The organism is Metasolibacillus fluoroglycofenilyticus, from assembly GCF_003049645.1.
Lineage (GTDB): Bacteria > Bacillota > Bacilli > Bacillales_A > Planococcaceae > Metasolibacillus > Metasolibacillus fluoroglycofenilyticus.
The window spans coordinates 519,734-543,614 of sequence record NZ_PYWK01000001.1 but is presented as its reverse complement, the minus strand read 5'-3'; the positions used below and the strand labels follow the sequence as shown (position 1 = coordinate 543,614).

Genomic DNA, 23,881 nt, shown 5'->3' with positions numbered 1-23,881 from the left:
ATTATTGAGTTTGACCTGCGAAAAACATTGACGACTGCTGGTTTGCTTTATTAATTGCCGTTTCCATAGCAGTGAACTGCTTCCAGTAACGTTGTTCAATGTTAGCTAGCTTAGTTTTCCAAGCTTCAATACGTGTTTCCACATCATTCAATGTAAGACCAAGATTAAATGTGTTATTAACAGAATCTGCTTTACCAGCCTTTTTCTCAATATTTATAGTAGCTGTTTTAATTGACTTTTGTAGTCGATCCGCAATTCCGGGATTTTCTACCGTACCTGAAAATAGGCTATAAACAGCGTCTGGATCCTTTTCAATAGCAGCACGTAATTTGTCTTCATCAATTTCTAGTTTACCATTTTCCGAAGTTTTACTTGATGTCGTGATACCGATTTTGAAGAGCGCGTTAAATTCCTCATTTGAAGCTGCACCTTTAGAGTACATGTCTGTACGCATATTTGATAATACACTTTGGATAATAGAATCGCCACGAAGAAGACCTGATTTTGCTTTTTCTTCCCATGCTTCAATTTCCTTCTCTTTCATATCTTTCTTTTGTTCCTCTGTTAATGGAAGGAAATCCCGATACTTCTTCTCTTTAATTTGCGAGTTTAAAGAATCAATTAAACTGTTATATGTTTCAACAAATTCTTTAATTTTATCAACCATATTATCAGTATCTGTTTTAGCAGTTAATGAGATTGGCTGTGAACCAGCGCCATTAAATGTATTATTTAATGTGATTGTAAAGCCATCTAATTCAAATGTATTCGACTGACGTTCAATCTCCATACCATTCACTGTTAACTTTGCATTCTCACCATTTGTAATTAAACTCTTACCTACGCTTGGTCCCTCTTTATCTGCTGGATCACGTAATTCTTTCGTTCCAAAACCAAGGCTATCAAAGAAATTATTAGCATCAGACTTAATGACAACACTAGCTGATGTATCAGCAAATGTATACTCGCTTGAAGCTTGATCCCATCTTGCCTCTTTATAATTCTCGCCTGCACCCGTAGCTTGGGTAGATATAGAAATTTTCCCTGATGCCTTATCATAAAAGGCATTCAAACCTGTTCCCTTGCCATCATCACCATTTTTAATTTTTGAAATCACATCATTGATTGAATCGTTCTCAGAAAACGTAAGTGTCACATCTTTATATGTTCCATCTGTTTGTAGAACGGACATTTCAACCGTTCCAGGTGTAATGCCGCCAATTTCACTTAACTTTTTCGTTCCTTCAGTACCTGCAGCAATAATGCCATCTCCGCCAGTTGTATTGCCAGCACGCGCAATCTTTTCAATATGATCAATATTTAATGTTTGTCCATTTTGAGCAGATGTTGGTGTTGCAGACACTGCACTATTTGAACTAATTACAACTTTCTTCGCAAAGTCTTTTTTATACATCATGTTTTTTTGTATATAATCATCGAAAGCTTTTAATTGCTTGTTTACATCACGATAGGCATCACGTTGCCATTCATATTTCTGTTTATTTTGATATAATTTATTTAATGGAGCTTTTTCTGCTTGCATTAACTTTTCTACAATACTATCAATATCCATCCCAGATGCTAAACCACCAATACGCATTACCATAACTTATTTCCTCCTAAAAATTAAATTTTTTCGTCTACAATCATACCTGCTAGTTTTTTCAATTCATAAAAAGCATTTAAAATTTGCTCAGGCGGAATTTCTTTAATAACTTCCTCTGTATCTGTATCTACTAGCTGTACATAATATTTATCTAGCCCTTCGTGATAGACAAATTTGGAAGCCTTATGCTGTATTTGTAAAAATTCATTGATTGAATCTACCGCTTCTTGTAGCTTATCCTTGGAAACAACATCCTTTTGCTCCTCTGTACTTTGTGATTGAACTACTGGTTTTTTAATTGCATTTTCAGTCACTGTATTTTTTTGCACTTCAACTTTTGGCACATCAATCTTATTTGATGCTGTTGGAAGTTTAGTAGTTTGAATAGCTACATCCCCTTGAGTTCCTATGCGCATTTAATTAACCTCCCTGTTTCAAAATGAACTTAGTTATTACTCTTATCGGTCATTTTTTTCAATTTTATAGGACTAAAAATACTTTTCAGTACATTTCACCTAACTTATTTAGAATATCTGAAGGACATATGTTACATTACAAAAATTTTTTTCGATATTACCTACGTATAAATTTAAAGGATGAATTACACAAACAGGTGTGTTGATTATCCTTTATTTTACAAAAAGAGCCTAGGAAATTTGTTGATTTCCGTTGCGGGAGACGCTTTCCGCAGGCACGGCTTCAACTAATTTATTTCGGTTGTCACCGAAATAAATAGATTTTCAGCTCGAGGCCAACAGGATGTTGGTCATGGAGGCGTACGAGGCGGTTTTAGCCTCCCTACCCTTTGTCCTGCTGGAAGGCTTTGCTTTGCGACGAGTAATCGCAGGAGCACTCGTCCCCTCCACTCCAATCAACAAGTAAATCCTTTATTAACAGTGCATTCTCTACCTTGAAAAACACGCATCCATATCCAATATTTTCATAATCAACACGCCTGTTACACAACCTAACTGCTACGAATAATGCCCTTTACACAACGCAAGCCCGTATAGAAGCTGAATTACCAGAAGTCGTAGCAATACCTACTTTTAAAAGCGGACGCAGCAAATAATCGCCTTGTCATTGCAAGTGATTTCGGCTCAACAAATATTACAGTTGATGGCGCGAAATACCAAGTGACAGTGAAGCAAGATGGCTCAATCGAATACAAAAAATTGTCAACAGACACAATTGATGTATCAGCAATTTTCACAGTATCCTCTGTCACAGCAGTGACAATTAACAGTCAATCCATTATCGGTAAGGCAGGTGCATCGATTGTCAGAGGAAGCATAGACAACAACGAAATTACGCTCACACCTGTTAATGTAGGGACAGCAACCGTTATTATTTCAGATGGCACGCGTTCCATTCAAGCACAGGTAACTGTAATAAATGACAATGGCCTAAAAGTGACACATTCTATTCCAGTGTCAAACTATTATACAAGTACAGTTGGATTCTACCCAACAGCAATTAAACAACCAAACGGTTCAATTTTCACATCGACTCGAGGCATCGTCACAGTTAAAGATGGCGAAATCACAGTTTATCCTGGTGAAATTAGTACAACCGAGCTCATTGTAGAAGGCAGTAACGGTCTGATTGGGTTATTTGAATTAAACGTAAGAGCAGATGATTATAAATTTGCCTACTTGACCCAAACGATTAGCTATGACCAATTCACTTCTAGTATCAGCGTACTTGCAACAGCTGGTAATGCGAAAGCACAGCCAGACATGACAGGACTAGATGTCAGCTTTGAGGACCTAAATGAATCCTTCCTTGTTGTCAAAGTGATGAATCAATATAAGGTAGTAAAAGTGCAAGCGTAAATTGCTGACAATAACTTACACATCCAAGCGCCAATTATTTATGACGCGCACACGGTCACAGGCACAGTCACAAATGTTACTGGCTTACAATTCGCTGAAGACGGAATAAAACGATGATTTACGCTACGAGCGAAACAACATACCCAACCTCTTACACATTGAATGGAATCACAGCTAGCACAGGCAATGAGCAAATTACGAGCTCACCAATCGGCTTAGCAACCTCACTAACAGACGCTGTGCATATGCAAGGTGAAGATGTGGTTGCACTTGACGCTAGCAACTGGCTAGCAAAAGCAGTCGTCACAGGTATTTACAAAGTAAATAATGCCGGAACGATAAAATACGTTGAAATAAAAGTAACAAAGCTCGGAAACAGCTATGAAATTAGCGAATCAAATGTATTCAATCAATTTACGTTTGCTAGTACATTAACCAATTTGCAAATAGTTACTCCGACAGAAAATGTCTATGTTGATACAACAAACAATATCGTTTATGGAAATACTACAGAAACAGTGATTGTTTCTGCCATTAAAGAGGCAAAGAAGACTTTATACAGCGGAACATTCGCAACAAATCAATTTGATGAAATAAAAGCGAATGTTTTAGAAGCTTTGGAGTGGACTACGTTTGCTAGCCATACGTTAAATGAAGCATCAACAACTTTGCATATAGAAGGTAATGATGTGTATGCACTAGCAGTTGGTGAAGAGAAAATTACGTTTGAATCACCAAATGGACTCGAGCGTACATTAAAGATTATTGTCAATGCAGACTATACAATCACAGTGACAGCCGAAACACCGCATATGTTAAAATATAGCATATCAACACCAGCTGTCAGCTTAGATGAAATTACCTTTACGTTTACACTAAACATTCCAGAAAGTGTACAAGTCTTAACGATTATGCCAAGTGGTTCTAGCCTAGATGCTACTGTTCTTGACAATAAACTAAAAGTCATAATCACGCTAGGCATCCCAGCCACATCAACATTTACAAATGTCTTCCCAGAGCTAGTGGCTCAAACACCACTTCCAATTACAGTTGTAACGAACGATATAACGGATTACCAAATTGTTAATGATACTAACGCGCAATTGCGATTTAATTTAGTTCAGCTGTAATGATAATAAACAGCCCAGAGGGAAATTTTTCACTGGGCTATTTAATTTTACTGATAAGTTTTAATAGTCAAATAGGAGAAGTCGTTAAATTTCAATTCTTAATTTCTCAGTTTCTTCTTTTGATAAACTTATGGCTATTTTAACGGTTGCTAAGTCAAAATTAAATCTGTAATTTACTCGCACGCTCAATTACCATATCACAATATTTCTTTAACTTCTCTTTATTTTCTACTGTCACGTCAGCCAAATCATTTTTATTTAATAATTTTGCCTCATAGTGCTCTAAATCAATTAATGTATTGTCTGTTACGTTATTTTTTGTCTTAAATCTAAAAATATGTTCTTCATCTGTAATGGCTACCAAATAAGGTTGCTTGGGATGTAGTGTTTCTGTAAGGGCAAACGCTCGACCTTCTCCACCAAAATCCCTTAAAACTCGCCCTTCTTGCGAATCAACTTTGACACCTACAATACTTGCCATCGTAGGAAAAATATCAGTAATTGAACTTAATTCATTACTGATTTGAGGTTTAATGTTGCTACCAGCTAACATAAATGGAACCTTACGTTTTGGTTCATGTAGTAGGAAATCATCTTGTTTTAAATAAGTTTGACCATGGTCAGAGATTAGAGAAACTAAAATATTTTCCATGCCAAATGTATTTTCCAAATAACTCAATAAACTTGATAAATGAAGATCTATTCTTTGTAATTCAACATCATACTTTTTGATTTTATTAGTATCAAATTTGGACAATACGGATGTCGGACCAAGATTTTTTTTCTGCTTAAATTCTGAAGGCAGATGCACTTGACTCATTAAATCATTATTGATTTCATCAGCAACATCATGTAAGTCCATAAGACTAACCCATAGGAAATGATTATTATCTTTAAACGTCTCCAAATGCTCTATTGCTTCTGACACAACTTCGCCTGCCCAAAGACCGCCCAACGATGTTTGATAAATAATGCGATCCATGCCTTGTAAATAGCCATAAGTCGGTGTTACACGCCAGTCATTATTAATTTGAGCCGTTAAATAACCTTGCTCTTTAAAATCTTCCGTAAATAATCGATTATATTTATTTAATTCATAATGATAAAAAGGATGGTATAAACCATGATTAATTGTTGTTTTCCCTGTATAAATTGCTGATACACTAGGTAACGTCCAGTCGCCTGACGTATAGCAATTGTTATTGATATAACCTTTCGAAAAGAATTTAAACGTATTTGGCATTAATTGCTCTAGTTTATTTTCAATTGCTGTGTTTGCGAGACCATCCACAAAAATAGAAACAATTACTTGAACATCTTTTTTAGCTGGTGCTAAATTGATAGGATTTCCGATAAAAAAAAGCTTCTTTGAATAAATTGTGTAACTTCCACTGTCAGCAAATGTATAATAATTATATTGATTTGCTGTTAAAGTATTTTTGGGAAAAATAAATTTCCTTTTAGGTCCTTTCACATGAATATCATCATAATTATCAAATACAGCTATAGGTAAGGTAGTTAGGTTTTCAATAGTAAATGAATAAGAATTAGAAACTCTCCCTTGTAGCATCTCAGTTTTAAAGAAGTATCTGCTGTTGTTATCCACATTCTTTATATGCATAGATTTATACATCTCAGTAAGGTAGGAATCACCTTCTCTATTCTTTACAGCTCTTTTAATCAAGCTCTCATTAAAACGATTAATAGGATAAGTTCGCTCATCTCTTTCATTTAATATTTTTTCAGCTAAATTTGAGTACTTCAAAACTTCTTGAGTTGGAAAATCTGGATGCTTTTTCATTTCGTTGAGAATATTCTTCGATTGTTCAATTGCCTCTTCTTTATCTGTTTCATTTAAGGCAATTTTTCCACAAACCGCAAATAAGGTAAGACTTTCCACCAAATCTCCTGCTGCACTTTTAAGCATTGCTAAATTATATGTAATTTCAAAAGAAAACGGAATTTGCTCAATTGCTTCTTTTAAAAGACAAATTCCTCCCTGATAATCCCCACTCAAATAGTAATAGCTAGAATACATAGAATAATACACTTCATTAAAGATTTTAAAAGTATCTAATTTTTCTTTTGCTTCTTTTAATAAGCCGCTATTTAAAAGAAGTCTCACTTCCTCTACTTCATTTTTATAATTTATTATCAAATCACTCGTAAGCATACTTTTAATCTCCCAAATATAATTTATTTTATTGTTTTTCAACAATAACTCTTGCTAAATACGGATCTTCATTTTTATAAACTGATAAACCACGTCCCTTAGTAAAGCTTTGTACCGAAAATCCAAGGTTCAATACTTTTCTTAGCAGCTCATCAGTGTCAATATATCTTCTATAATGATTGTCGTATATTTTATCTAAATCAGCATCTTCCTTTGTTCTAAATTCTGAAGCTAACAAAAATGGAACATCTATATTGACATGTATATTTTCGAGCAAAATATCTTCAACTTGTTCAGGTATAGCATGTAGGAAAAAACGTGTATAGAATAATATTTTCTTCCGACTTACTTTAGCAGACTCATTAAAACTCTTCATCAAAGTTGTAACTTTAACTCTGTCACTTAAATCTATACAATAAAAATCAATATTAGCTACCGACATTGTTTTTACCTTACTCTTGTTAATTTTAGTTACTTCTTCCGAACCGTCTACGCCAATTGTTTCAAAGCCATTTTTAACAAAGTTAAAGCTATCTTTTCCTGTACCACACCCTAAATCAACTACTATAATTTGAGATTGTTGATTTTTAATTCTAGTTAAAATATACTCACTAAATGTCGAAGCATCGCTTAATCCCTTAGTATTTTTATAAAATTGATCCCAGTATTCTCTATTTATATAACTCATTTTATTCTCCGTTCTTTGTCAATTTTCAACGATTTACAAACTTTGTACTTTGTAAGTTAAATTTTACAATAAAAAGTACTTTGGCAGTTCATTGATTCTCTATATAATCCAAGTATGCTACTACTAATATGTAAATATGATTATTTCTGCTACCACATCAGGAAATCATAGAATTTCACTACCGTCGCATGAGTTTTAACTGAATTTTCTTTTTTCGTTTTCCTCCTTAATAAGAAAAACAAAGACACTCAAACAGAGGTAGTAATCATCTATTTTTTACCATAACCTTTGGCGGGTGCTACAGCCAGGTGAAATCCTTCACAGAAAGCCTTTCCGGCGATTTTTCGAGTCCATAAGTGAGCGGATTTCCACGGTGCTGCTTTCAGTAAACGACTGATTTGTAAGTATGTCCTTGAACTGTTTGTGTCCAATTGAACTAGCTACATGTAGGCAATACACAATCATCGAGATGTACACCTGATTATGCACGCCTTGTTCGCTTTGCGCGTAAAACTTTTTGTTGTTCAAGTGCTGCTTCAGCCATTTGAAAAATAGCTCAATTGCCCAACGTGATTTGTACAATTCGGCGATTTCATCAGCACTTACATCAAATCGGTTCGTAATCAAATGCAGTTCGTTGCCTTTCGAATCCAGCACTTTGTTCAGGCGAAAGACATTTTCTGCACGACTTTGTGTGGTGCCAATCAGAATCATTTCATCTGATAATACAACTGAATCGGTTGGCAGTTTAAACGGTTCAATGACCTGTGTTACCGCATTTTTTCGTAAGCGTGAAACGAAGAAATAGCTATCGTCTGTCATGCGATCAAATCGTTCTTAGTCCAAGTAGCCCCGGTCAAACACGTACATGCATTCTTTGTGGTCAACGAGCACCTCTAGCTGGCCACGATCGTGTTCTTTCGCGTTTGTCAGCACTGCTTTGTCTGGATACGAACAACCTTTTTCTAAGAAAACTAGGCGCAAATGAAGCTTGATTCCCGATTTTATTTTGAGGAATTCCGCCCACTTGTGATTGTTCAAATTCAGTGGCAACCTACTCCAATCAATGATTTTTAATGGTGTCGTTGTTTTTCGGCGCTGCTCATACTGCGATTTTTTATGAATTTGCGAAACTAAATCGAGAAATATCCGTTGAAATACGTCTGTTGGAATTTGATTCAATCGGCGTCCTAATTGCGAAAAACTAATCGATTCTAAATTCATTGCTTTTTGAAGGTCGTCAGCAAACAGCGTTTCATTAACTGTATGTAGACTTTCGGTTTCATTCAGTTGCGCAAACAGTAATAATTTCAAAAATGAAGCCATGCGAAGCTTCTTCGTATAGGTATTTAATTGATGGGTTTCAACCAGTTCTTCAAATTGTGTAGCAGAAATTGGCGAAAGCCATTGTTCAAATGATGTTTTTCGTGTAAACTTATCCATGCTTATGTCCTTTATGTTGGATTTGGATGGTTACCTACCGCCCAACCATTATAAAGGATTTTTTGTACTCGGATTATATGAAAGGAAATCCAGTTTTATATAACGCATTGAATTATTTTAATGCGACGCTGGTGGAATTTTAAACCAAATTATATAATACCTTCTAGCGCAATTCACTTATACAAGCTACTTTATCGAATAATTTAAAGAATATTTCTTTTTGTTTTTAACAACTGCTCACAAACCACCATATCTAACTCCGTATCAATATCAAAAGATTTGTCTTTAGGCATTATAAAAGCTGTTGTTTCCTCAGTGAGAAACGATTGTTCACTTAGAATGGCTGATACTTTTCCTACATACACTGCGCCATTTAATGCATAACATTTTGCAAGCTCTTGTCGCCTTGTGACTAACTTTTCCTGGGGCATTAAAGGAATCATTTTGTCATTTTCTAAAGTGTACATCCAATATGGAGATTGATTAGGTTCCGTTACTGATACACAAAAATGACTACCGCTCGCAAGTAGCGTTTCGATACAACCATCAATATCCTCAACTGTTCTTAGCGGAGATGTCGGCTGTAATAATACGACATAATCATAGCCAGGACATTGTTTGATTGCATGAAGTACTGGTTCAATACCTGCTGTATCGTCTTGTGCTAATTCAATTGGACGTTTAAAAGGGACCTCACAACCATATTTTCGAGCTACTTCTATAATTTCATCATCCTCTGAAGTTAAAATAAGTCGATTGATATACTTTGACTTTTTTGCTTCCTCAATTGTCCATGCTATCAATGGTTTTCCTGCTAAATCCCGGATGTTTTTTCTTGGAACACCTTTTGAACCACCGCGCGCTGGAATAATAGCTAAAATTTTAGGCTTCATTGCGATAGCTCCTTTATTTCTTCATTTGCTCGTTCAAAATCATCCACTTGTCCAATGTCCAGCCAATATTCATGTATTGGGAAAACAGATGTCTTTTTGCCATGCTCAATAAGCTGCTCAAACAATGTTGGCATATCATAAAACATATCGGGCGGTATATAATCAAATACTTCCGGACTCAGTACATAAATCCCTGCATTGACAAAGCTTCGGTGAATTGGCTTTTCTTTAATCGACAATAGGTCTGTTCCATCTGTCTCAATTACGCCATAAGGCACTTGGAATTCGTATTCTCTAACACACATTGTCGCAACAGCTTGCTGCTCCTTATGAAACTGCATTAATTGATTGAAGTTTACTTGCGTTAATAAGTCACCATTCATTACAAAAAACGGTTCATTTGGGCGGTTTTCAAGCAGTGATAGTGCTCCCGCTGTACCCATTCGTTTTTCTTCTTCCACATACTCAATCGTTACACCAAATGGCTCACCAGCTTGGAAATAACTTTGGATAATCTCTTTTTTATAATTCACTGAAAAAATAAAGTTTGTATAACCATATTGCTTGAAGCCGTCCACAATTGTCTCTACAATTGGCTTATTTCCAACCTTTAGCATTGGCTTTGGGATATCATTAGTGAGTGGGCGTAGTCTTGTACCTAGCCCCCCAAGCATTAAAACGACTTGATTTTGATTTATAGGTGTTTCTAATTGGTCAATGAATAAAATATCAATTACTTGGTTTGCTTCATTAATTATAGGTAATTGCTTTAGTTTTTTAGACTTCATCAACCCTTTGTATTCACTCATTTTACGACCGATTTGGGCACTGATAGGGTTCCTATTCATAATCTTATGAATAGGAACATCTAGCCCTTCACCACGTAAAATGCCACGGCGGATATCCCCATCGGTTACCGTACCAAGTAATTGGTCATTTTCGCCTACTACAACCGCAAATTGCAAGGATGTTTTATCGATGATTTGCATGGTTTCAAATAGCTTTTGATTTTCAGTTACTATAATTTTTCTCCAATCATTCAATTGACTTCACTTCCTTTGCTGGTACGCCATATGCTTTTATATTACTATTCATATTTTTTACTACAACAGAGCCTGCACCAATTAAACAATTTTCTCCAATTCGTATTCCTTGAATAATTATTGTACCTGTTCCTATATGTGTGCTGTTGCCAATGCGAACAGCACCTGAAATTTTAGTTCCCGGTGCAATATGTACATGTGCCCCAATCATGCCATCATGATCAATCATTGCACTTGTGTTTATAATTGTATTATCGGCTATAACAGTAGCAGTTTGAATAATCACCCCCGCCATAAGTTGAACACCTTCTCCTAATATTGCAGAAGGGGCAATGATTGTAGAAGGATGAATAACGGATTTAAAACGATAGCCTTTTTCTTTTAGCACCTTAAATACTTTTTCACGTAATGATGAGGGCTTGAGCATCCCAATGCCTAAAACTAATTCAACTTTCTCCGTTGCATACTGTGCAATGATTTGGTCTGTGCCTAGATAATTCAAACCAAACCGATTATACTCCTCTTGCGGTGCCGTAAAACCAATTATGTCTTGTCCCTGTGCTATTAATATTTCTGTTAAAACGGCAGCATGTCCACCATTACCAATAACAATTAATGGCTTATTCATTGATAAGTTCATCCTGTTCATATGCTTTTTCTGCTTCTTTACCGAGATACGCCCAATATTTTGAAGGGGTAATCCCGCTTCCTGGACGTTTTACAGTTAGATTTTCAGCAGTAAACATCTCACCTTTTTTAATAGCTGTGTTTGCTACTAAACTCTTTCTTGCCGGAATTCTATTTTTTAATTCCACTACCGATGGCTCCTTATGTCCATTTCCTAACGCTTGCTCAATCTGTCGAATTTGCTTCACCATTTGTTGCAATTCGTCAGGCTCTAAGGATGCAACATGGTCAGGTCCCTCTAGTGTTTTGTCCAATGTAAAGTGTTTTTCGATAACAGTTGCCCCTAAAGCAACTGCTGCTGTTGGAACCACTATTCCTTCAGAATGGTCAGATAAGCCAATTGGTACTTGGAACTCCTGTTGCAATGTCGACATCGCGTGTAAATTAATTGTATTAAAAGGAGCTGGATATTCGGTTGTACAATGTAAAATGGTTACATATTGTTTTAATAGTTTTTTTGCATCTTGTGTTGCATAAAACGCTTCGACTTGTTGCATGTCATTTTTCTCCGCTAAACCAAAAGCAATATAGCTTAGGGCCTCATGAATATCCTCGATTGTCGCCATACCCGTTGATAAAATAATCGGCTTTTTCTTCTTCGCAATGGCATAAATAAATGGAGCATTTGTCAATTCACCTGATGGGATTTTTGCCGTTTTAATATGTAGCTTGTCGAATAAAAAATCGACACTTTCATAATCAAAAGGTGTCGATAAAAATTCTATTCCTTTGTCGACACAATATTGTTGAAGCTCAGTAAATTCTTCAAATGTCAGCTCTAGTTTTTTCAACATAGCGAATTGCGTGGTAGCCTCTTGCAAATTTTCTATTTGATAGTCCGCCTGCTTAGCATTTTTAGTTACGAGATTTTCTGCTTTAAACGTTTGAAATTTTACAGCATCAGCACCAGCAGTCTTCGCCACATCTACTAGTTGCTTTGCCATGTCAAAAGAGCCGTTATGGTTGACACCTGCTTCTGCGATGATATAGGTTTTTTTCATTCAACTCTCTCCTTTAATAGCATAAATGCTTCTGCTGCTTCATAGCCACTTGCTGCTCCTCTTATATGTGCTAACGCTCTAATTGCTTTTTCGCTTCTGGGAAATGGAAAGTCACTCACTTCCGATTCATAAATATTCATAATTTCTATTTTTTTGTCTAAAAACTTATCAATATTTACAAAAACATTTGGTCTAAAATTATTTGCATCAGGATTAATTGTAAAGTCTGTTTCAGAAAGTGTTTCATAAGCAAATACTTTCTCAACTGAAGGGTATCTAAACCATTTTGTGCAAGCCATTGTTGCATCAAATACAGCCTTGTGGTCCGAATGAATATCACTTGGATAGGGTACATAAACAATATTTGGTTGAATTTCTTTAAATGCCTCACTAATTCCCGCGATTAATCTGCTACAGGAAACTTGGTCTAATGCAGCAGCTTCAAAGTTTAGTTCAATTGTCTTCTCAAATTTATAAAGCCTTGTTACACGCTTTATTTCCCTAGCTCTTTTATCTTTCCATTCATTTGATACAAAATTTCCAGCTTTCGTTATAATCAACCAGATAACTTTATAACCCCGTTCAATATTTTTCAAAATAGTACCTCCACATCCCAATGTTTCATCATCTGGATGTGGGGTTACTATAACTATTTTTTTATTCATAAGTAACTCCTAAAGGATCATATTTTTTATATAGATATTCACGGAAATCCATTTGCTTCAATATTTCTATTGCCCGTTCCGAAGAATTTCCATCTCCATATATAGATTCTATATTTTTCAATTTTTCTTGATAAGATTTATCATCTAGTTTTAATATTGCTTGAGTTATTGACACTTTATCAGTCCCAATAAATTGTACATTTGAAGTAGTGAATCTCCCTATTTGGCGATTCCCTATATTAATTACTGGCTTTTTTAACAAAGGAGCTTCATAAATTCCCATACTAGAGTTTCCTATCACAAATGAACAATTTCTAAATACATTCACAAAAATTTCTCTTGGTAGATTTTTGTATATATAAAAATTTTCATCATACTTGTATTTTTCCAAAACGCTGATAATTTCTGAATAGCCTCCATCAGAATTAGGATAACTAACAAAGGTAAATATATTCTTTTCTTCCAATACATGTAATATATTATTTAAGTATTCACCTGATTTTCTCTCGTCACCAGCTTCCGGATGGAAAATTAATAAAGCATACTCATTAAAATTATTTGGGATACCTAGTTTTCCTAAAACTTCAGTTTTACTCATATACACAGTATCTTTAAATTTGTCCAATGAAGGGCTTCCAATATTGAAAATCCCTCTTTTTTCTTCACCCATTGCTAACAATCTTTGCTCTGAAAATCGATTAGAGACAAAATGAATATTCGCTAATTTAGAAGTTGCATGCCGAATAGGATTATCAACATGTCCCCCAGTAGTATGATCCCCACCAAAAAAATGCGCAACAGGAATTTTCAAATATGTTCCTATAGTTGCTCCAACCAGAACTTCTTCCCTATCTCCTACTACAATTATTAAATCTGGATTATAATCAGCTATTATATCGGTGGAACTTTGCATTAAAATTGATAGAGATTTTACCCTACTAGAAAAGCTATCAGAATCTAATAAGGATTCCACTCTAGATAGGATTGGAATTTCATCATTTATAATTTCTTGTATTGTGTAACCCATTCGTTTTGAAAGGTGTGCACCACCAACTATTAATTTCAATTCAAAACCATCTGTATCAAGAATTTTTTTATAAAATCTACTCAATAAGTCATAATCAGATCTAATCCCTGTAAAAGCAACTATTTTTCTAATAGACATCAGAATCTCCCATTGAAATATCCCATATTTTATAGTTACAGATTTCTAGATTTCCACCTAAATTTTTACCACCGAAATAAGTTATTGGAGATGTATTATAAAATCCTATTCTTTCTAATAGGTTATGTAGATTACCACTTATATTTAACCAGCAATTTATATCTCTCTTTCCTTGATCTTTTAATTCTAGAATTAATTTTTGTAATAAAATTAATTTAAACTCATCAGATTCTCCTTCAATTTCAACAATATCAACACTATCTCCAAAGTTTTTATATACTATATTTGCTTTATATTCTTCTAGGTACTTTAAATTGCAATTAAAATATTCATTAATAGGATTATTAGTATACCTCCACTTATAAAATTCTTTACTTTTTTCGACTTGAATTTTTCTTCTTATTGGATAAGCTTTAAAATTTTCAAAAGTATTATCCAACTCAAGTGTATATGTTTTTTCTATTAAAATATCTCTTGTTTTAGATAATTCTAATTTAAATGTTGGGATTTCATAAATATCCTCCCACCCTAGTTTAGACTTAAAAATACCATGGGAATTGTTGTTTGGAAATCCCCAAATTAAACTATAGCCCCTCTTTTTCATTTCTAAATATAATAAATCGGCTAACTTAGTAAATAAGCCTCTACCATTGTATTCAGGGTGCGTCATAGTAGTCATTGAAAGTGCTGTTTTATATGTTTGCCCATTAAAAATTATACTACATGGTGATGCAGAATAATTTGCTACAATTTCATTATTTTCAATAGCTACTGCTACCAATAAATCTTCTGAGGGATTTTGTAAATATCTCCATCTTAAATATTCTGGGTGAATTTCTCTTTCAAAAGTCATACTAAATAATTTGTTAAGCGATTCTAAATAATATTCATATTCTTCCGCATTCAATAATTTTAATTCCATATGTAATTTATCCTCCTTTGTAATAAAAAACTACAAATATTTAATTTTATTGACCACAAAATCGCCTTCATAATCTACTATTTTCAATAGTTTGTCAGATGTTTTAATTATAAAAAAACTGTCACCAAAATCTACTATTTCGCCTGGTATTAGGTTATCTATATTACTATATTCAACCTCCTCTGCCCGCCATACTTTTATTTTTTTACCATAATACTCAAAATGCGCCCCCCCATAGGGCTTTGATAACGCATTTATAAGGTTTATAATCATTTGTGAGCTCATACGCCAATCTATTTTACCATCTAATTCCCCCCGTTTTCTCCAATAAGTTGCCTTTTCCTCATCTTGAACAATAGGTTTTAAAGTCCCTTTAATAAAGTCATTTGTTAGTTCTACAACTTGTTGCTCCCCAACATTTAAAAGCTTACTATAAAGAGTACTAGCTGTTTCATAATCATCTAAATGGAGTTTTCTCTGATTTAAAATTGCACCTGAATCTGGTAAATCATCTAAATAAAAAAAAGTGGATCCTGTTTCTTTTAACCCCAAAACAAGCGTCCAAATAATAGGATGCCTCCCTCTATTTTGAGGCAATAGTGTTGGATGATAACCAACTGCCCCCAATTTAGGAATAGAATAAACTTCTTTAGGTAATAAATATGACCATCCAAAGCAATAAATAATATCAGGACACTTTAACTTCACCCATTGAGCTAACTGATCATTATTTTGATAATCTAACCAATCTATTTCCTCTTCATTACAAAAAGAATGTAATGACACGTGATCAGCATTATAATCAGATTGTACTTTTGTTACTACTCCAACTATTTCTGCCTCTGTTTTAAAATACAAGGCTTCTAAAAATCTTAAACTTGATTTTACACACCCCATAAATAATACTTTCATATTTAAACCTCTATAAATCATAAAATTTCTTTATTGAAATATTCTCCACTTCAATCTCGTTTAATATCTTTACAATTTGTTCTGATGTACTCCCCACAGCATATAACGTTTCTATATGCTGTATTTGTTTATTGAAATCATTAGAAATCGCTTTACTAATTGCATCAGTTAAATTATTAATGTTAAAATCACAATCAATAACCGATTTAGCCTTTAAGCGCCCCCCCTGGCGAATTCCAATATTTACTGTAGGCTTTCTCAAAAATGGCACTTCTAATAATCCACTTGATGAATTACCTATTACAGCTTCACAATGCTGAATTGCACTTAAATATCTTAGTTGTCCTAATGAATCAAATACACAGCACCTCGTTGAATTTTCTAGTACATATTCTTCAATACATTGATTAATAATTCGCCCATCAGTATCAGCGTTTGTTTTTGTAAAAATGACTTGGTGCTTCGGGAAGGTATCTAATACTTTTAATAGCGATTTGATTTGCCATTCAGCAGTTCCACTTTCTAATGTTGTTGGGTGTAACGTAACAAGGAAATATTTATTTAATTTAAAATTGATACTTTCAGATAATTTTTCTTTTGAAAGTAACTTTATATTTTTTATTCCTTCTAAACCTAAAGTGCCAACATTATAAACTGTATTTGGCTGTTCACCCATCTGTATAACACGCTCACGATACTCATTTGTAGCAGTAAAATGTATTTGCGACATTTTAGTGATTGAATGACGAATCGACTCATCTATCAGTCCTTCTGTTAATTCTCCACCATGTATATGAGCAATCGGAATACGCAAAATCATAGCTGCTTGCGCTGCTGAAAAAATTTCAAAACGATCACCTAATACCACCATAATATCTGGATTTAATCTACTTAAAGCATCGGAAAAAGTGATAACCCCTAAACCTATCGATTTTGCAATTGCGGTTGGCGTATCACTGGATAATAGCATTTCCAATTTTTCATCAATTTTAAAGCCATCCTGCTCTATTTGCTTTACAGTCAATCCAAATTCCGGTGAAAGGTGCATTCCTGTCGCAATAATCTGCAAATCCACATTTGTATCCTCATATAGACGCTTTATTAGCCAATATAATAGACCATATTCTGCTCTTGTGCCAGTTACTACACATATTTTACGTTTCATCTATTTCACCTCAACTGGCGTACTTGCTATATTCACTATGCGCTTTTTCAACTCATTCGTCACAGTCAAATCCGTACTTGGACAATGCTTGTACATATCCAGCTCATGCATCGGTCGCCAAATTGGGCGACTCATAACACCTTGCTCATTTAAAAAAGCTAAAACCTGATCACGTTCTAATGAAGCATCTAACTTTAATGTTTGTAGCCAGTAGTTACTGTTGCTATGCGCTGGCTCTGTAAATAATGTCACACCATCTAACTGAGCGATAAGCTCCTCATATTTGCTCGTTAATGCTTTTTTTTGGACTAAAAACTGCTCCAACTTTTCTAATTGCGCACAGCCAAGTGCTGCATTCATATTTGGCATACGATAATTATAGCCCACCTCATCATGTGCGTATTCCCATTTATGCGGTACTTTAGCAGTTGTCGTTAAATGCTTAGCATAATTAGCTAGTGCGTCATCGTCTGTTAAAATGGCACCGCCTCCACCAGTTGTAATGATTTTATTGCCATTAAAGCTCATCGCATTCACTTTTCCAAAGCTACCTGTATGCTTGCCTTTATAATAAGTGCCTAAAGATTCTGCCGCATCTTCCACAAGCACTAAATGATATTTATTAGCTAATGCCACAAGCTCATCTAAATGGGCTGCATGGCCAAATGTATGCATTGGCACTAATGCCTTTATGCGGCGGTTTGTCTGCTTATTGTATAATTCATTGCCTCGTACTTCAGCAATTTCTTGTAAGTACTTCTCCAGCTTAAATGGGTCCATCCCCATTGTGTCCTCATGTACATCCACTAAGTGAGGAATGGCGCTACAATAGCTTATGGCATTTGCTGTTGCAATAAAAGTAAGCGAAGGCATCAGCACCTCGTCTTCTGCCTCTACCCCCCCTACTTTTAATGCAATATGCAGTGCTGCCGTTCCATTGACAACTGCTACAGCACGCTTCACACCGACAAATTTCGCAAGCTCTTCCTCAAATTTTGTTACATAAGCACCAACAGAAGATACCCAGCCTGTTTTTATACAATCAGTTACATACTCCAGCTCTTTATCGTTAAATGTTGGCTCATGTAATGGTACAAAATCTTTGCCATACAGTTGTCTTACTTGCTCTGCAAATTGTATCCATTGATTATTCATATATTATATACATCCGCCTTATATTGAGATAAATTTTTTGGATTTGTAAACCATTCAATCGTTTCTTCTAAACCTCGACGGAAGCCCTCCTTGCCACCATATTGTGGCTCCCAGTCAAGTAAATTCTTCGCTTTTTGGTTCGCTGCCCAAAGTCGCTCTACTTCACTTTTCTCTGGGCGGAGACGCTGCTCATCTGTTTCAATTGTTAAATTCACACCGAGAATGTCGGCAATCATTTCAGCTGTTTCACCAATTGATATTTCATAATTAGAGCCAATATTAATGACTTCACCAATCGCTTTTTCAGATTTCATAACAGAAATAAAACCCTGTACCGTATCTTTTACATAGTTAAAATCTCGGGTTGGACTAATTGCACCAAGCCTAATCGTGTCCGCACCATTAGCCAGCTGGCTAATGATTGTTGGTATTACCGCACGTGCTGATTGGCGTGGACCATACGTATTAAATGGGCGAATAATCGATATAGGTGTATCAAATGAGCGATAAAAAGATAGCGCCATTTGGTCTGCCCCGATTTTTGATGCTGAATATGGCGACTGCCCTTGTAATGGATGATTTTCGTCGATAGGTACATAAAGCGCTGTTCCGTAAACCTCACTTGTAGATGTATGCACTACTTTTTCCACACCTAGCTCACGCGCTGCCTGTACAACATTTAATGTACCATTAATATTTGTGTCAACATAAGTTGCTGGTGAATGATAAGAATATGGAATTGCAATCAGTGCCGCCAAATTTAATACATGTGTACAGCCTTTCATTGCTTCCTTTACACCATAGGGGTCACGAATATCACCTGTAAATACGTCTAGCTGTGATTTAATCTCCCGAGATGCGTGATCTAGCCACCCCCATGAATTAAATGAATTATAATAGCAAAAAGCTCGCACATCATGTCCTTCACGTACTAGTTGCTCTGTTAAATGCGAACCGATAAAACCATCGGCTCCTGTGACTAATATTTTCATTATGCATCTTCCTTTTTAAATAAGTCAGATTTTTTTAATTCGCCAAATGCTGGTTGGATTTGGACAATTCCAACATACATTGTACGAATGTATTTCGAATAAACATTAATATATTTCTCCATTTTTTTTAATGGTCGCTTTTCAAAGCGCACCCCATCCGATTTATCGACTAATTGTTTATACTGTGTGCGCGTAATAGGTGCCAATGTTTGTAGGAAAAACGGATTTTTTTCAATTCGATTAAAATATTTATCGAATTCATTAAAATAGCTTTGTGTATTATTAATAAGCTTCTTACTATAGGCCTCTTGTATCTGCTTATCAACGGCTACAAGCTTTTTAAAATCCTCAATTAATGCATCAAAATAATTTTCATATTGTTTAAAACGATTAAGTGTGTCTTCAATATTATAATCGTTTTCTACATCGAAAATGGATGAATCTACAATATTATTTTCTTGCAAATGTGTTTCAAGTAACGATTCTAGCGGCACAAAGGGCGCTCCTTCAATAGGTAGTCCATTTTTCGTAGTATTAAACACATTCTTCTCTAGTCCTACTTGCTTAATATAAAATTGAATAACATCCCTCATTGAGAGATACCCGCTTCCTGTGTAAATTTCATCACCAGTCGTGCTTGTAGCTACCTTATACGCTTTTAGCTTATCTTCTGTTACGTCAGCATCATCTATATAGTCGATGCCATCCGCATATGTTTTTTCCTTTGTAATTGAGAGATTTTGCCCTACTAACATAACCGGTCCCATCTTAATACCACCAACAATATATAAAGCAATGGCTGCAATCGTCGGAGCATCTGGAATAATGACATGGCTATTATGGTTAATAAGATTACTGTTAATTGAATCTTGTGATGTAAAGAAATGCACTTTCTTTCCTGGATAATTTTTTAATACTTCAAATCCAATAGATGAACCGAAAATTAAAGGGATATCTAGCTCTAATTCCTTCACCCTTTTTACAACCTCGGCATTTTTAGGTGTTGGATCATAGCTAAATAATGCATCTGGCAAAATATGATTTTTTATTAATGTGTTTATCGCTGAACCTACTGCAAATATATAAGCCTTTCCCTGCTCTTTAATCAGCCTAATATTTTCTATCTCATCATTTAGTGAAGGACCTGCTGCCACGATTAAAACGGGCTTATTTTCTAGTTTTTTAAGGTCAATATGTTTAAAAAAGTTTGGCGATTTTAATATTTCAGCAAAATTTACAATCGAGTTAATTGTCCATCTCGCCTGAAATCTTAAATCAGTAATCGTACTATCTTTATATGATGTTAAATAATTCTTAAAACCACCTATAAATTGTTTAATTTCATTAGCATATAATGTATTAGCAATTGGACTAATAATAATTTGTGCCCTATCTTCTGCCAAATCATTATAAAGCTTATTTAAATTTGTCAATTCTGATGGATGACTAAATAATTGCTCAAAATTTTTCGAACGAACTTTCGATAAATTGAAAGTATTTAAAAAGCAACTTAAAACATCTAAATTCGGCTCATAAATGGAGAAACGAACATCGGAACGCTGTTCAATAAGCTCTTGCACAACATAACCTAAGCCAACACCAATTAACAATACATACTCAATTTCCTCATTCAATTGATTAGATAAAATTGCTTTCGCTTCCTGCATAGGGTTATACCGGCTATGATAAAATATTTTCTGATCTCCCTTTGTCACAATGAGTGTAGAAATACCTGTTTTTGCATCACTCACTTCGCAAAAGCGATTTTCATATTGCTCTAGTTTCTGAACTAATTGTTTGTTTTTAGACTGTAAAATACGTTTATTGTCAATCAACATATTACTTTACCTCTTCTTGGAATACCCATTCTGATGCACTCGAAAAGATAGGAATCAATTCGTATTCCACTAAATCTTTTAATAAAATAAAGTCTTCATTAACTAAACTATCATTAAGGTTTTTAAAAATAGTTATCGCCTCCGCAATACGGCTATTAGTAAAAATCCCTTGTTCTTTAAAGGCTTGTTCAACTTTCAATAAAAACTCGATGCCCTCTGCTAAATCTGCAATACTATTAAATACTTTCTCTAATTCATTATTCACTAATAAATTAATAATTGTTTGAAGCCCTTGAGGAATTTTTGCTATGTATTCATAATAACTATTTTTCAATTCGTTTATCTGTGCTTGTTCCATCTGCCAAACCACCTTTAGTTTTATATATTTATTATCGGCAAAATTACAAAAACATCAAGAAAAAGCGTTTGAGAAAATTCCCAAACGCTTTTAGATTATCAGAGATTAACCTAATAATTGTAATACGCCTTGTGGCTGTTGGTTAGCTTGAGCTAACATAGATTGTGCAGCTTGCATTAAGATGTTGTTTTTCGTGAACGCCATCATTTCAGCAGCCATATCTGTGTCACGGATACGTGATTCAGCAGCTGTTAAGTTTTCAGAAGTTGCACCTAAGTTGTTGATTGTGTGCTCTAAACGGTTTTGAACAGCACCTAGGTTTGATCGTGTATCTGAAATTGATTTTAATGCAGCATCAATTGTAGCGATAGCATCGTTTGCACCTGTTTGAGATGTTAAGTCTACTGTAGAACCAGCATGAACTGTTGAACCTGCTTTTGCAGCAGTAGATGTATAGAATAGGTTTTGACCACTTGTATTAATGTAACCAGCTAGACCATCTCCAAGCGTCACACCCGATGTTTTACCATCTACTTTGTCACTTCCTTGACCATTTAACCATGCGATTGTTGCAGCATCTGTTACTTGGCCGCTGGCAGTTCCATCTGATTTTTTCCAGTCTGTTCCGTTACCTGATTTAGTGAATTGTAGAGCAGCCCCACCACTTGTTGTTATTACAGCTGTTCCACCACTCATAAACTCTGCAACAGCATCAGTTCCAGAATAAATACTGTAATCTCCAGATGCTTTTGTTTCTTTAGCTAAAGATAATTCGAAAGCTGAAGTATCTCCAATTGAAAGACGAATGTTTTGATCTCCATTTGCACCAATATGGAACACTTTGTCTTCGAATGAACCGTTTAATAATTTTTGCGTGTTGAACTCAGTGTCTGTAGAGATACGAGTTAACTCTTCTTTTAATTGTTGTACTTCTTTTTGTAACGCAATACGGTCTTCGTTAACGTTTGTATCGTTTGAAGCTTGTACTGCTAATTCACGCATACGTTGTAAGATTGCGTGTGACTCGTTTAATGCACCCTCAGCTGTTTGGATAAGAGAGATTGAGTCGTTAGCGTTTTTCGTAGCCATGTCAAGACCACGAATTTGTCCGCGCATTTTTTCAGAGATTGCTAAACCAGCAGCGTCATCGCCAGCACGGTTGATTTTGTAACCTGAAGATAATTTCTCAAGGTTTTTAGACGCTTGAGTGTTGTTGAAAGCAAGGTTACGGTGTGTGTTTAAAGCTGAAATGTTGTGTTGAATTCTCATGATAGAATTCCTCCTTGAATTGTTTTTGTATAACCCACATCCATGTGGGAAAGTTTGGTGTCAGTAGTATGTACTACCTTTACCTTACACTCTATATATCGTAAGTTATTTTAAATGTTTAATAGTTTTTCAAAAAAATTTTTAAATTTTTTAATTCTGAAGACAAAGCTAACTAAACTTAGTTTAATAACTTTTCCAAAAAATCATTTAGACGGGATTGGCTATTTGTTGTAATTGTTTCTTCGCTAATCCATTGATTATCTTGAATTGATACTTGATTTGCCTTTCCTGGCTTTAATGCATTTGCCATAACACCAAACAATACTTTTGGCTCACTAGAAATGGACCAATGCTTTTGACGATAGTCTAGAGAAATGCGCTTCACATATTCTTTAGCACTTGCCATTAAGTCAGAATAAACAATTTCGCCGCCTTCTAACAATAAATTTTCTAAAGTCCCTTCACATTCATTATTAGGAAATATATAAACACCAAAACTCGGACTTCCAAGAGTTACTTCCCCAAATACAGCCTCTTTAAAAATCGAATGATACTCCTCATCCACTTCATTAAGCATGCGGCTAATTAAATCATTAAAGCATTGCTCAGCTGGCTTTGTATCTGCATCGCAAAATAGAGCAACTCCTGATAATTGTTCATAATCTAAATTCAAAAGACTGTCAAAGGCTTTTACAATTCCCGAATCGCCTCCTGCCGTTTGAATAGCAATCGAGTACTGCTCGTTGCTATAAAACATTGGTACGGGCATACGCTTTAATAAATCGCCATTGAATGGAAAACTTTTAGGTATTATCCTCTCCCAAAACAAATCTACCTGTTCAATTTTCCGAATTAACGATATGTTTTTTCTTTTTAAGTAACGCCCTAAAGCTGCCGAATCATGAACACCCTCTACAATAAAATAAAAGTACTTTTTCATT

21 protein-coding genes and 1 pseudogene are annotated in these 23,881 nt (G+C 35.0%); 2 read left to right on the top strand and 20 right to left on the bottom strand.

Annotated elements, in window-relative coordinates:
* Nucleotide 1: 1 nt before the first annotated feature.
* Both C9J36_RS02330 and C9J36_RS02325 read right to left on the bottom strand, forming a co-directional pair.
* Nucleotides 2-1,606, bottom strand: coding sequence for a flagellar hook-associated protein 2 (locus tag C9J36_RS02330; RefSeq protein ID WP_107942134.1), 1,605 nt, complete (start codon nt 1,604-1,606; stop codon nt 2-4).
* A gap of 20 nt (nt 1,607-1,626) precedes the next feature.
* Complete coding sequence (locus C9J36_RS02325; RefSeq protein ID WP_107942133.1) at nt 1,627-2,022, bottom strand: flagellar protein FlaG; 396 nt, start codon at nt 2,020-2,022, stop codon at nt 1,627-1,629.
* Nucleotides 2,023-2,742: 720 nt separating this feature from the next.
* On the opposite strand from C9J36_RS02325, the gene C9J36_RS02320 reads away from it, so the two are divergent.
* Nucleotides 2,743-3,441: a hypothetical protein gene (locus tag C9J36_RS02320; protein ID WP_107942132.1), complete on the top strand. Its 699-nt coding sequence runs from the start codon at nt 2,743-2,745 to the stop codon at nt 3,439-3,441.
* Nucleotides 3,442-3,554: 113 nt separating this feature from the next.
* The gene (locus tag C9J36_RS02315) at nt 3,555-4,571 is read left to right on the top strand and encodes a hypothetical protein (protein ID WP_107942131.1); all 1,017 of its coding nucleotides are present in this window, start codon (nt 3,555-3,557) and stop codon (nt 4,569-4,571) included.
* A 160-nt stretch (nt 4,572-4,731) separates the two neighbouring features.
* Here the strand turns inward: C9J36_RS02315 and C9J36_RS02310 are convergent, their stop codons facing one another.
* The 18 genes and pseudogenes from C9J36_RS02310 to C9J36_RS02225 form a co-directional block, all read right to left on the bottom strand.
* Nucleotides 4,732-6,744, bottom strand: coding sequence for a sulfatase-like hydrolase/transferase (locus C9J36_RS02310; RefSeq protein ID WP_107943060.1), 2,013 nt, complete (start codon nt 6,742-6,744; stop codon nt 4,732-4,734).
* A gap of 28 nt (nt 6,745-6,772) precedes the next feature.
* Nucleotides 6,773-7,432 carry a methyltransferase domain-containing protein gene (locus tag C9J36_RS02305; RefSeq protein ID WP_107942130.1) on the bottom strand — a complete coding sequence of 220 codons (660 nt, stop codon included), beginning with the start codon at nt 7,430-7,432 and terminating at the stop codon, nt 6,773-6,775.
* 269 nt (nt 7,433-7,701) lie between these two features.
* A pseudogene (locus tag C9J36_RS02300) lies at nt 7,702-8,875 on the bottom strand (IS4 family transposase).
* A gap of 203 nt (nt 8,876-9,078) precedes the next feature.
* On the bottom strand, nt 9,079-9,768 hold the full coding sequence (locus tag C9J36_RS02295) for an acylneuraminate cytidylyltransferase family protein (protein WP_107942129.1): 690 nt from the start codon (nt 9,766-9,768) through the stop codon (nt 9,079-9,081).
* Nucleotides 9,765-10,811, bottom strand: coding sequence for a nucleotidyltransferase family protein (locus tag C9J36_RS02290; protein WP_107942128.1), 1,047 nt, complete (start codon nt 10,809-10,811; stop codon nt 9,765-9,767). The genes C9J36_RS02295 and C9J36_RS02290 overlap by 4 nt, the downstream gene beginning before the upstream one ends.
* Complete coding sequence (locus C9J36_RS02285) at nt 10,804-11,439, bottom strand: acetyltransferase (protein ID WP_107942127.1); 636 nt, start codon at nt 11,437-11,439, stop codon at nt 10,804-10,806. The genes C9J36_RS02290 and C9J36_RS02285 overlap by 8 nt, the downstream gene beginning before the upstream one ends.
* Nucleotides 11,432-12,499, bottom strand: a complete 1,068-nt coding sequence (neuB, locus tag C9J36_RS02280; protein WP_107942126.1) for an N-acetylneuraminate synthase — start codon at nt 12,497-12,499, stop codon at nt 11,432-11,434. Before neuB ends, C9J36_RS02285 begins: the two co-directional genes overlap by 8 nt.
* Nucleotides 12,496-13,164, bottom strand: a complete 669-nt coding sequence (locus tag C9J36_RS02275; protein ID WP_107942125.1) for a PIG-L deacetylase family protein — start codon at nt 13,162-13,164, stop codon at nt 12,496-12,498. The genes neuB and C9J36_RS02275 overlap by 4 nt, the downstream gene beginning before the upstream one ends.
* Nucleotides 13,157-14,329: a UDP-N-acetylglucosamine 2-epimerase gene (neuC, locus tag C9J36_RS02270; RefSeq protein ID WP_107942124.1), complete on the bottom strand. Its 1,173-nt coding sequence runs from the start codon at nt 14,327-14,329 to the stop codon at nt 13,157-13,159. The genes C9J36_RS02275 and neuC (C9J36_RS02270) overlap by 8 nt, the downstream gene beginning before the upstream one ends.
* Nucleotides 14,319-15,251 (bottom strand): GNAT family N-acetyltransferase, encoded by a 933-nt coding sequence (locus C9J36_RS02265; protein ID WP_107942123.1) that lies wholly within the window; start codon nt 15,249-15,251, stop codon nt 14,319-14,321. Before C9J36_RS02265 ends, neuC (C9J36_RS02270) begins: the two co-directional genes overlap by 11 nt.
* Nucleotides 15,252-15,281: 30 nt before the next feature.
* Nucleotides 15,282-16,163: a methionyl-tRNA formyltransferase gene (locus tag C9J36_RS02260; RefSeq protein WP_161956370.1), complete on the bottom strand. Its 882-nt coding sequence runs from the start codon at nt 16,161-16,163 to the stop codon at nt 15,282-15,284.
* 10 nt (nt 16,164-16,173) lie between these two features.
* Nucleotides 16,174-17,328, bottom strand: coding sequence for a UDP-N-acetylglucosamine 2-epimerase (gene neuC / locus C9J36_RS02255; RefSeq protein ID WP_107942121.1), 1,155 nt, complete (start codon nt 17,326-17,328; stop codon nt 16,174-16,176).
* On the bottom strand, nt 17,329-18,483 hold the full coding sequence (locus C9J36_RS02250) for a LegC family aminotransferase (RefSeq protein ID WP_107942120.1): 1,155 nt from the start codon (nt 18,481-18,483) through the stop codon (nt 17,329-17,331).
* Nucleotides 18,480-19,475: an NAD-dependent 4,6-dehydratase LegB gene (locus C9J36_RS02245; protein WP_107942119.1), complete on the bottom strand. Its 996-nt coding sequence runs from the start codon at nt 19,473-19,475 to the stop codon at nt 18,480-18,482. The genes C9J36_RS02250 and C9J36_RS02245 overlap by 4 nt, the downstream gene beginning before the upstream one ends.
* On the bottom strand, nt 19,475-21,313 hold the full coding sequence (locus C9J36_RS02240; RefSeq protein WP_107942118.1) for a motility associated factor glycosyltransferase family protein: 1,839 nt from the start codon (nt 21,311-21,313) through the stop codon (nt 19,475-19,477). Before C9J36_RS02240 ends, C9J36_RS02245 begins: the two co-directional genes overlap by 1 nt.
* 1 nt (nt 21,314) lies before the next feature.
* Nucleotides 21,315-21,671, bottom strand: coding sequence for a DUF8042 domain-containing protein (locus C9J36_RS02235; protein ID WP_107942117.1), 357 nt, complete (start codon nt 21,669-21,671; stop codon nt 21,315-21,317).
* A 105-nt stretch (nt 21,672-21,776) separates the two neighbouring features.
* The gene (locus tag C9J36_RS02230) at nt 21,777-22,940 is read right to left on the bottom strand and encodes a flagellin N-terminal helical domain-containing protein (RefSeq protein WP_107942116.1); all 1,164 of its coding nucleotides are present in this window, start codon (nt 22,938-22,940) and stop codon (nt 21,777-21,779) included.
* 178 nt (nt 22,941-23,118) lie between these two features.
* Nucleotides 23,119-23,880, bottom strand: coding sequence for a DUF3226 domain-containing protein (locus C9J36_RS02225; protein WP_107942115.1), 762 nt, complete (start codon nt 23,878-23,880; stop codon nt 23,119-23,121).
* Between the last annotated feature and the right edge of the window lies 1 nt (nt 23,881).

What these genes read in the sequence shown, in the direction of transcription:
- C9J36_RS02330 (WP_107942134.1), bottom strand. Translation starts at nt 1,606, where the DNA reads ATGGTAATGCGTATTGGTGGTTTAGCATCTGGGATGGATATTGATAGT.
- C9J36_RS02325 (WP_107942133.1), bottom strand. Translation starts at nt 2,022, where the DNA reads ATGCGCATAGGAACTCAAGGGGATGTAGCTATTCAAACTACTAAACTT.
- C9J36_RS02315 (WP_107942131.1), top strand. Translation starts at nt 3,555, where the DNA reads ATGATTTACGCTACGAGCGAAACAACATACCCAACCTCTTACACATTG.
- C9J36_RS02310 (WP_107943060.1), bottom strand. Translation starts at nt 6,744, where the DNA reads ATGCTTACGAGTGATTTGATAATAAATTATAAAAATGAAGTAGAGGAA.
- C9J36_RS02305 (WP_107942130.1), bottom strand. Translation starts at nt 7,432, where the DNA reads ATGAGTTATATAAATAGAGAATACTGGGATCAATTTTATAAAAATACT.
- C9J36_RS02295 (WP_107942129.1), bottom strand. Translation starts at nt 9,768, where the DNA reads ATGAAGCCTAAAATTTTAGCTATTATTCCAGCGCGCGGTGGTTCAAAA.
- C9J36_RS02285 (WP_107942127.1), bottom strand. Translation starts at nt 11,439, where the DNA reads ATGAATAAGCCATTAATTGTTATTGGTAATGGTGGACATGCTGCCGTT.
- neuB (WP_107942126.1), bottom strand. Translation starts at nt 12,499, where the DNA reads ATGAAAAAAACCTATATCATCGCAGAAGCAGGTGTCAACCATAACGGC.
- C9J36_RS02275 (WP_107942125.1), bottom strand. Translation starts at nt 13,164, where the DNA reads ATGAATAAAAAAATAGTTATAGTAACCCCACATCCAGATGATGAAACA.
- neuC (WP_107942124.1), bottom strand. Translation starts at nt 14,329, where the DNA reads ATGTCTATTAGAAAAATAGTTGCTTTTACAGGGATTAGATCTGATTAT.
- C9J36_RS02265 (WP_107942123.1), bottom strand. Translation starts at nt 15,251, where the DNA reads ATGGAATTAAAATTATTGAATGCGGAAGAATATGAATATTATTTAGAA.
- C9J36_RS02260 (WP_161956370.1), bottom strand. Translation starts at nt 16,163, where the DNA reads ATGAAAGTATTATTTATGGGGTGTGTAAAATCAAGTTTAAGATTTTTA.
- neuC (WP_107942121.1), bottom strand. Translation starts at nt 17,328, where the DNA reads ATGAAACGTAAAATATGTGTAGTAACTGGCACAAGAGCAGAATATGGT.
- C9J36_RS02250 (WP_107942120.1), bottom strand. Translation starts at nt 18,483, where the DNA reads ATGAATAATCAATGGATACAATTTGCAGAGCAAGTAAGACAACTGTAT.
- C9J36_RS02245 (WP_107942119.1), bottom strand. Translation starts at nt 19,475, where the DNA reads ATGAAAATATTAGTCACAGGAGCCGATGGTTTTATCGGTTCGCATTTA.
- C9J36_RS02240 (WP_107942118.1), bottom strand. Translation starts at nt 21,313, where the DNA reads ATGTTGATTGACAATAAACGTATTTTACAGTCTAAAAACAAACAATTA.
- C9J36_RS02235 (WP_107942117.1), bottom strand. Translation starts at nt 21,671, where the DNA reads ATGGAACAAGCACAGATAAACGAATTGAAAAATAGTTATTATGAATAC.
- C9J36_RS02230 (WP_107942116.1), bottom strand. Translation starts at nt 22,940, where the DNA reads ATGAGAATTCAACACAACATTTCAGCTTTAAACACACACCGTAACCTT.
- C9J36_RS02225 (WP_107942115.1), bottom strand. Translation starts at nt 23,880, where the DNA reads ATGAAAAAGTACTTTTATTTTATTGTAGAGGGTGTTCATGATTCGGCA.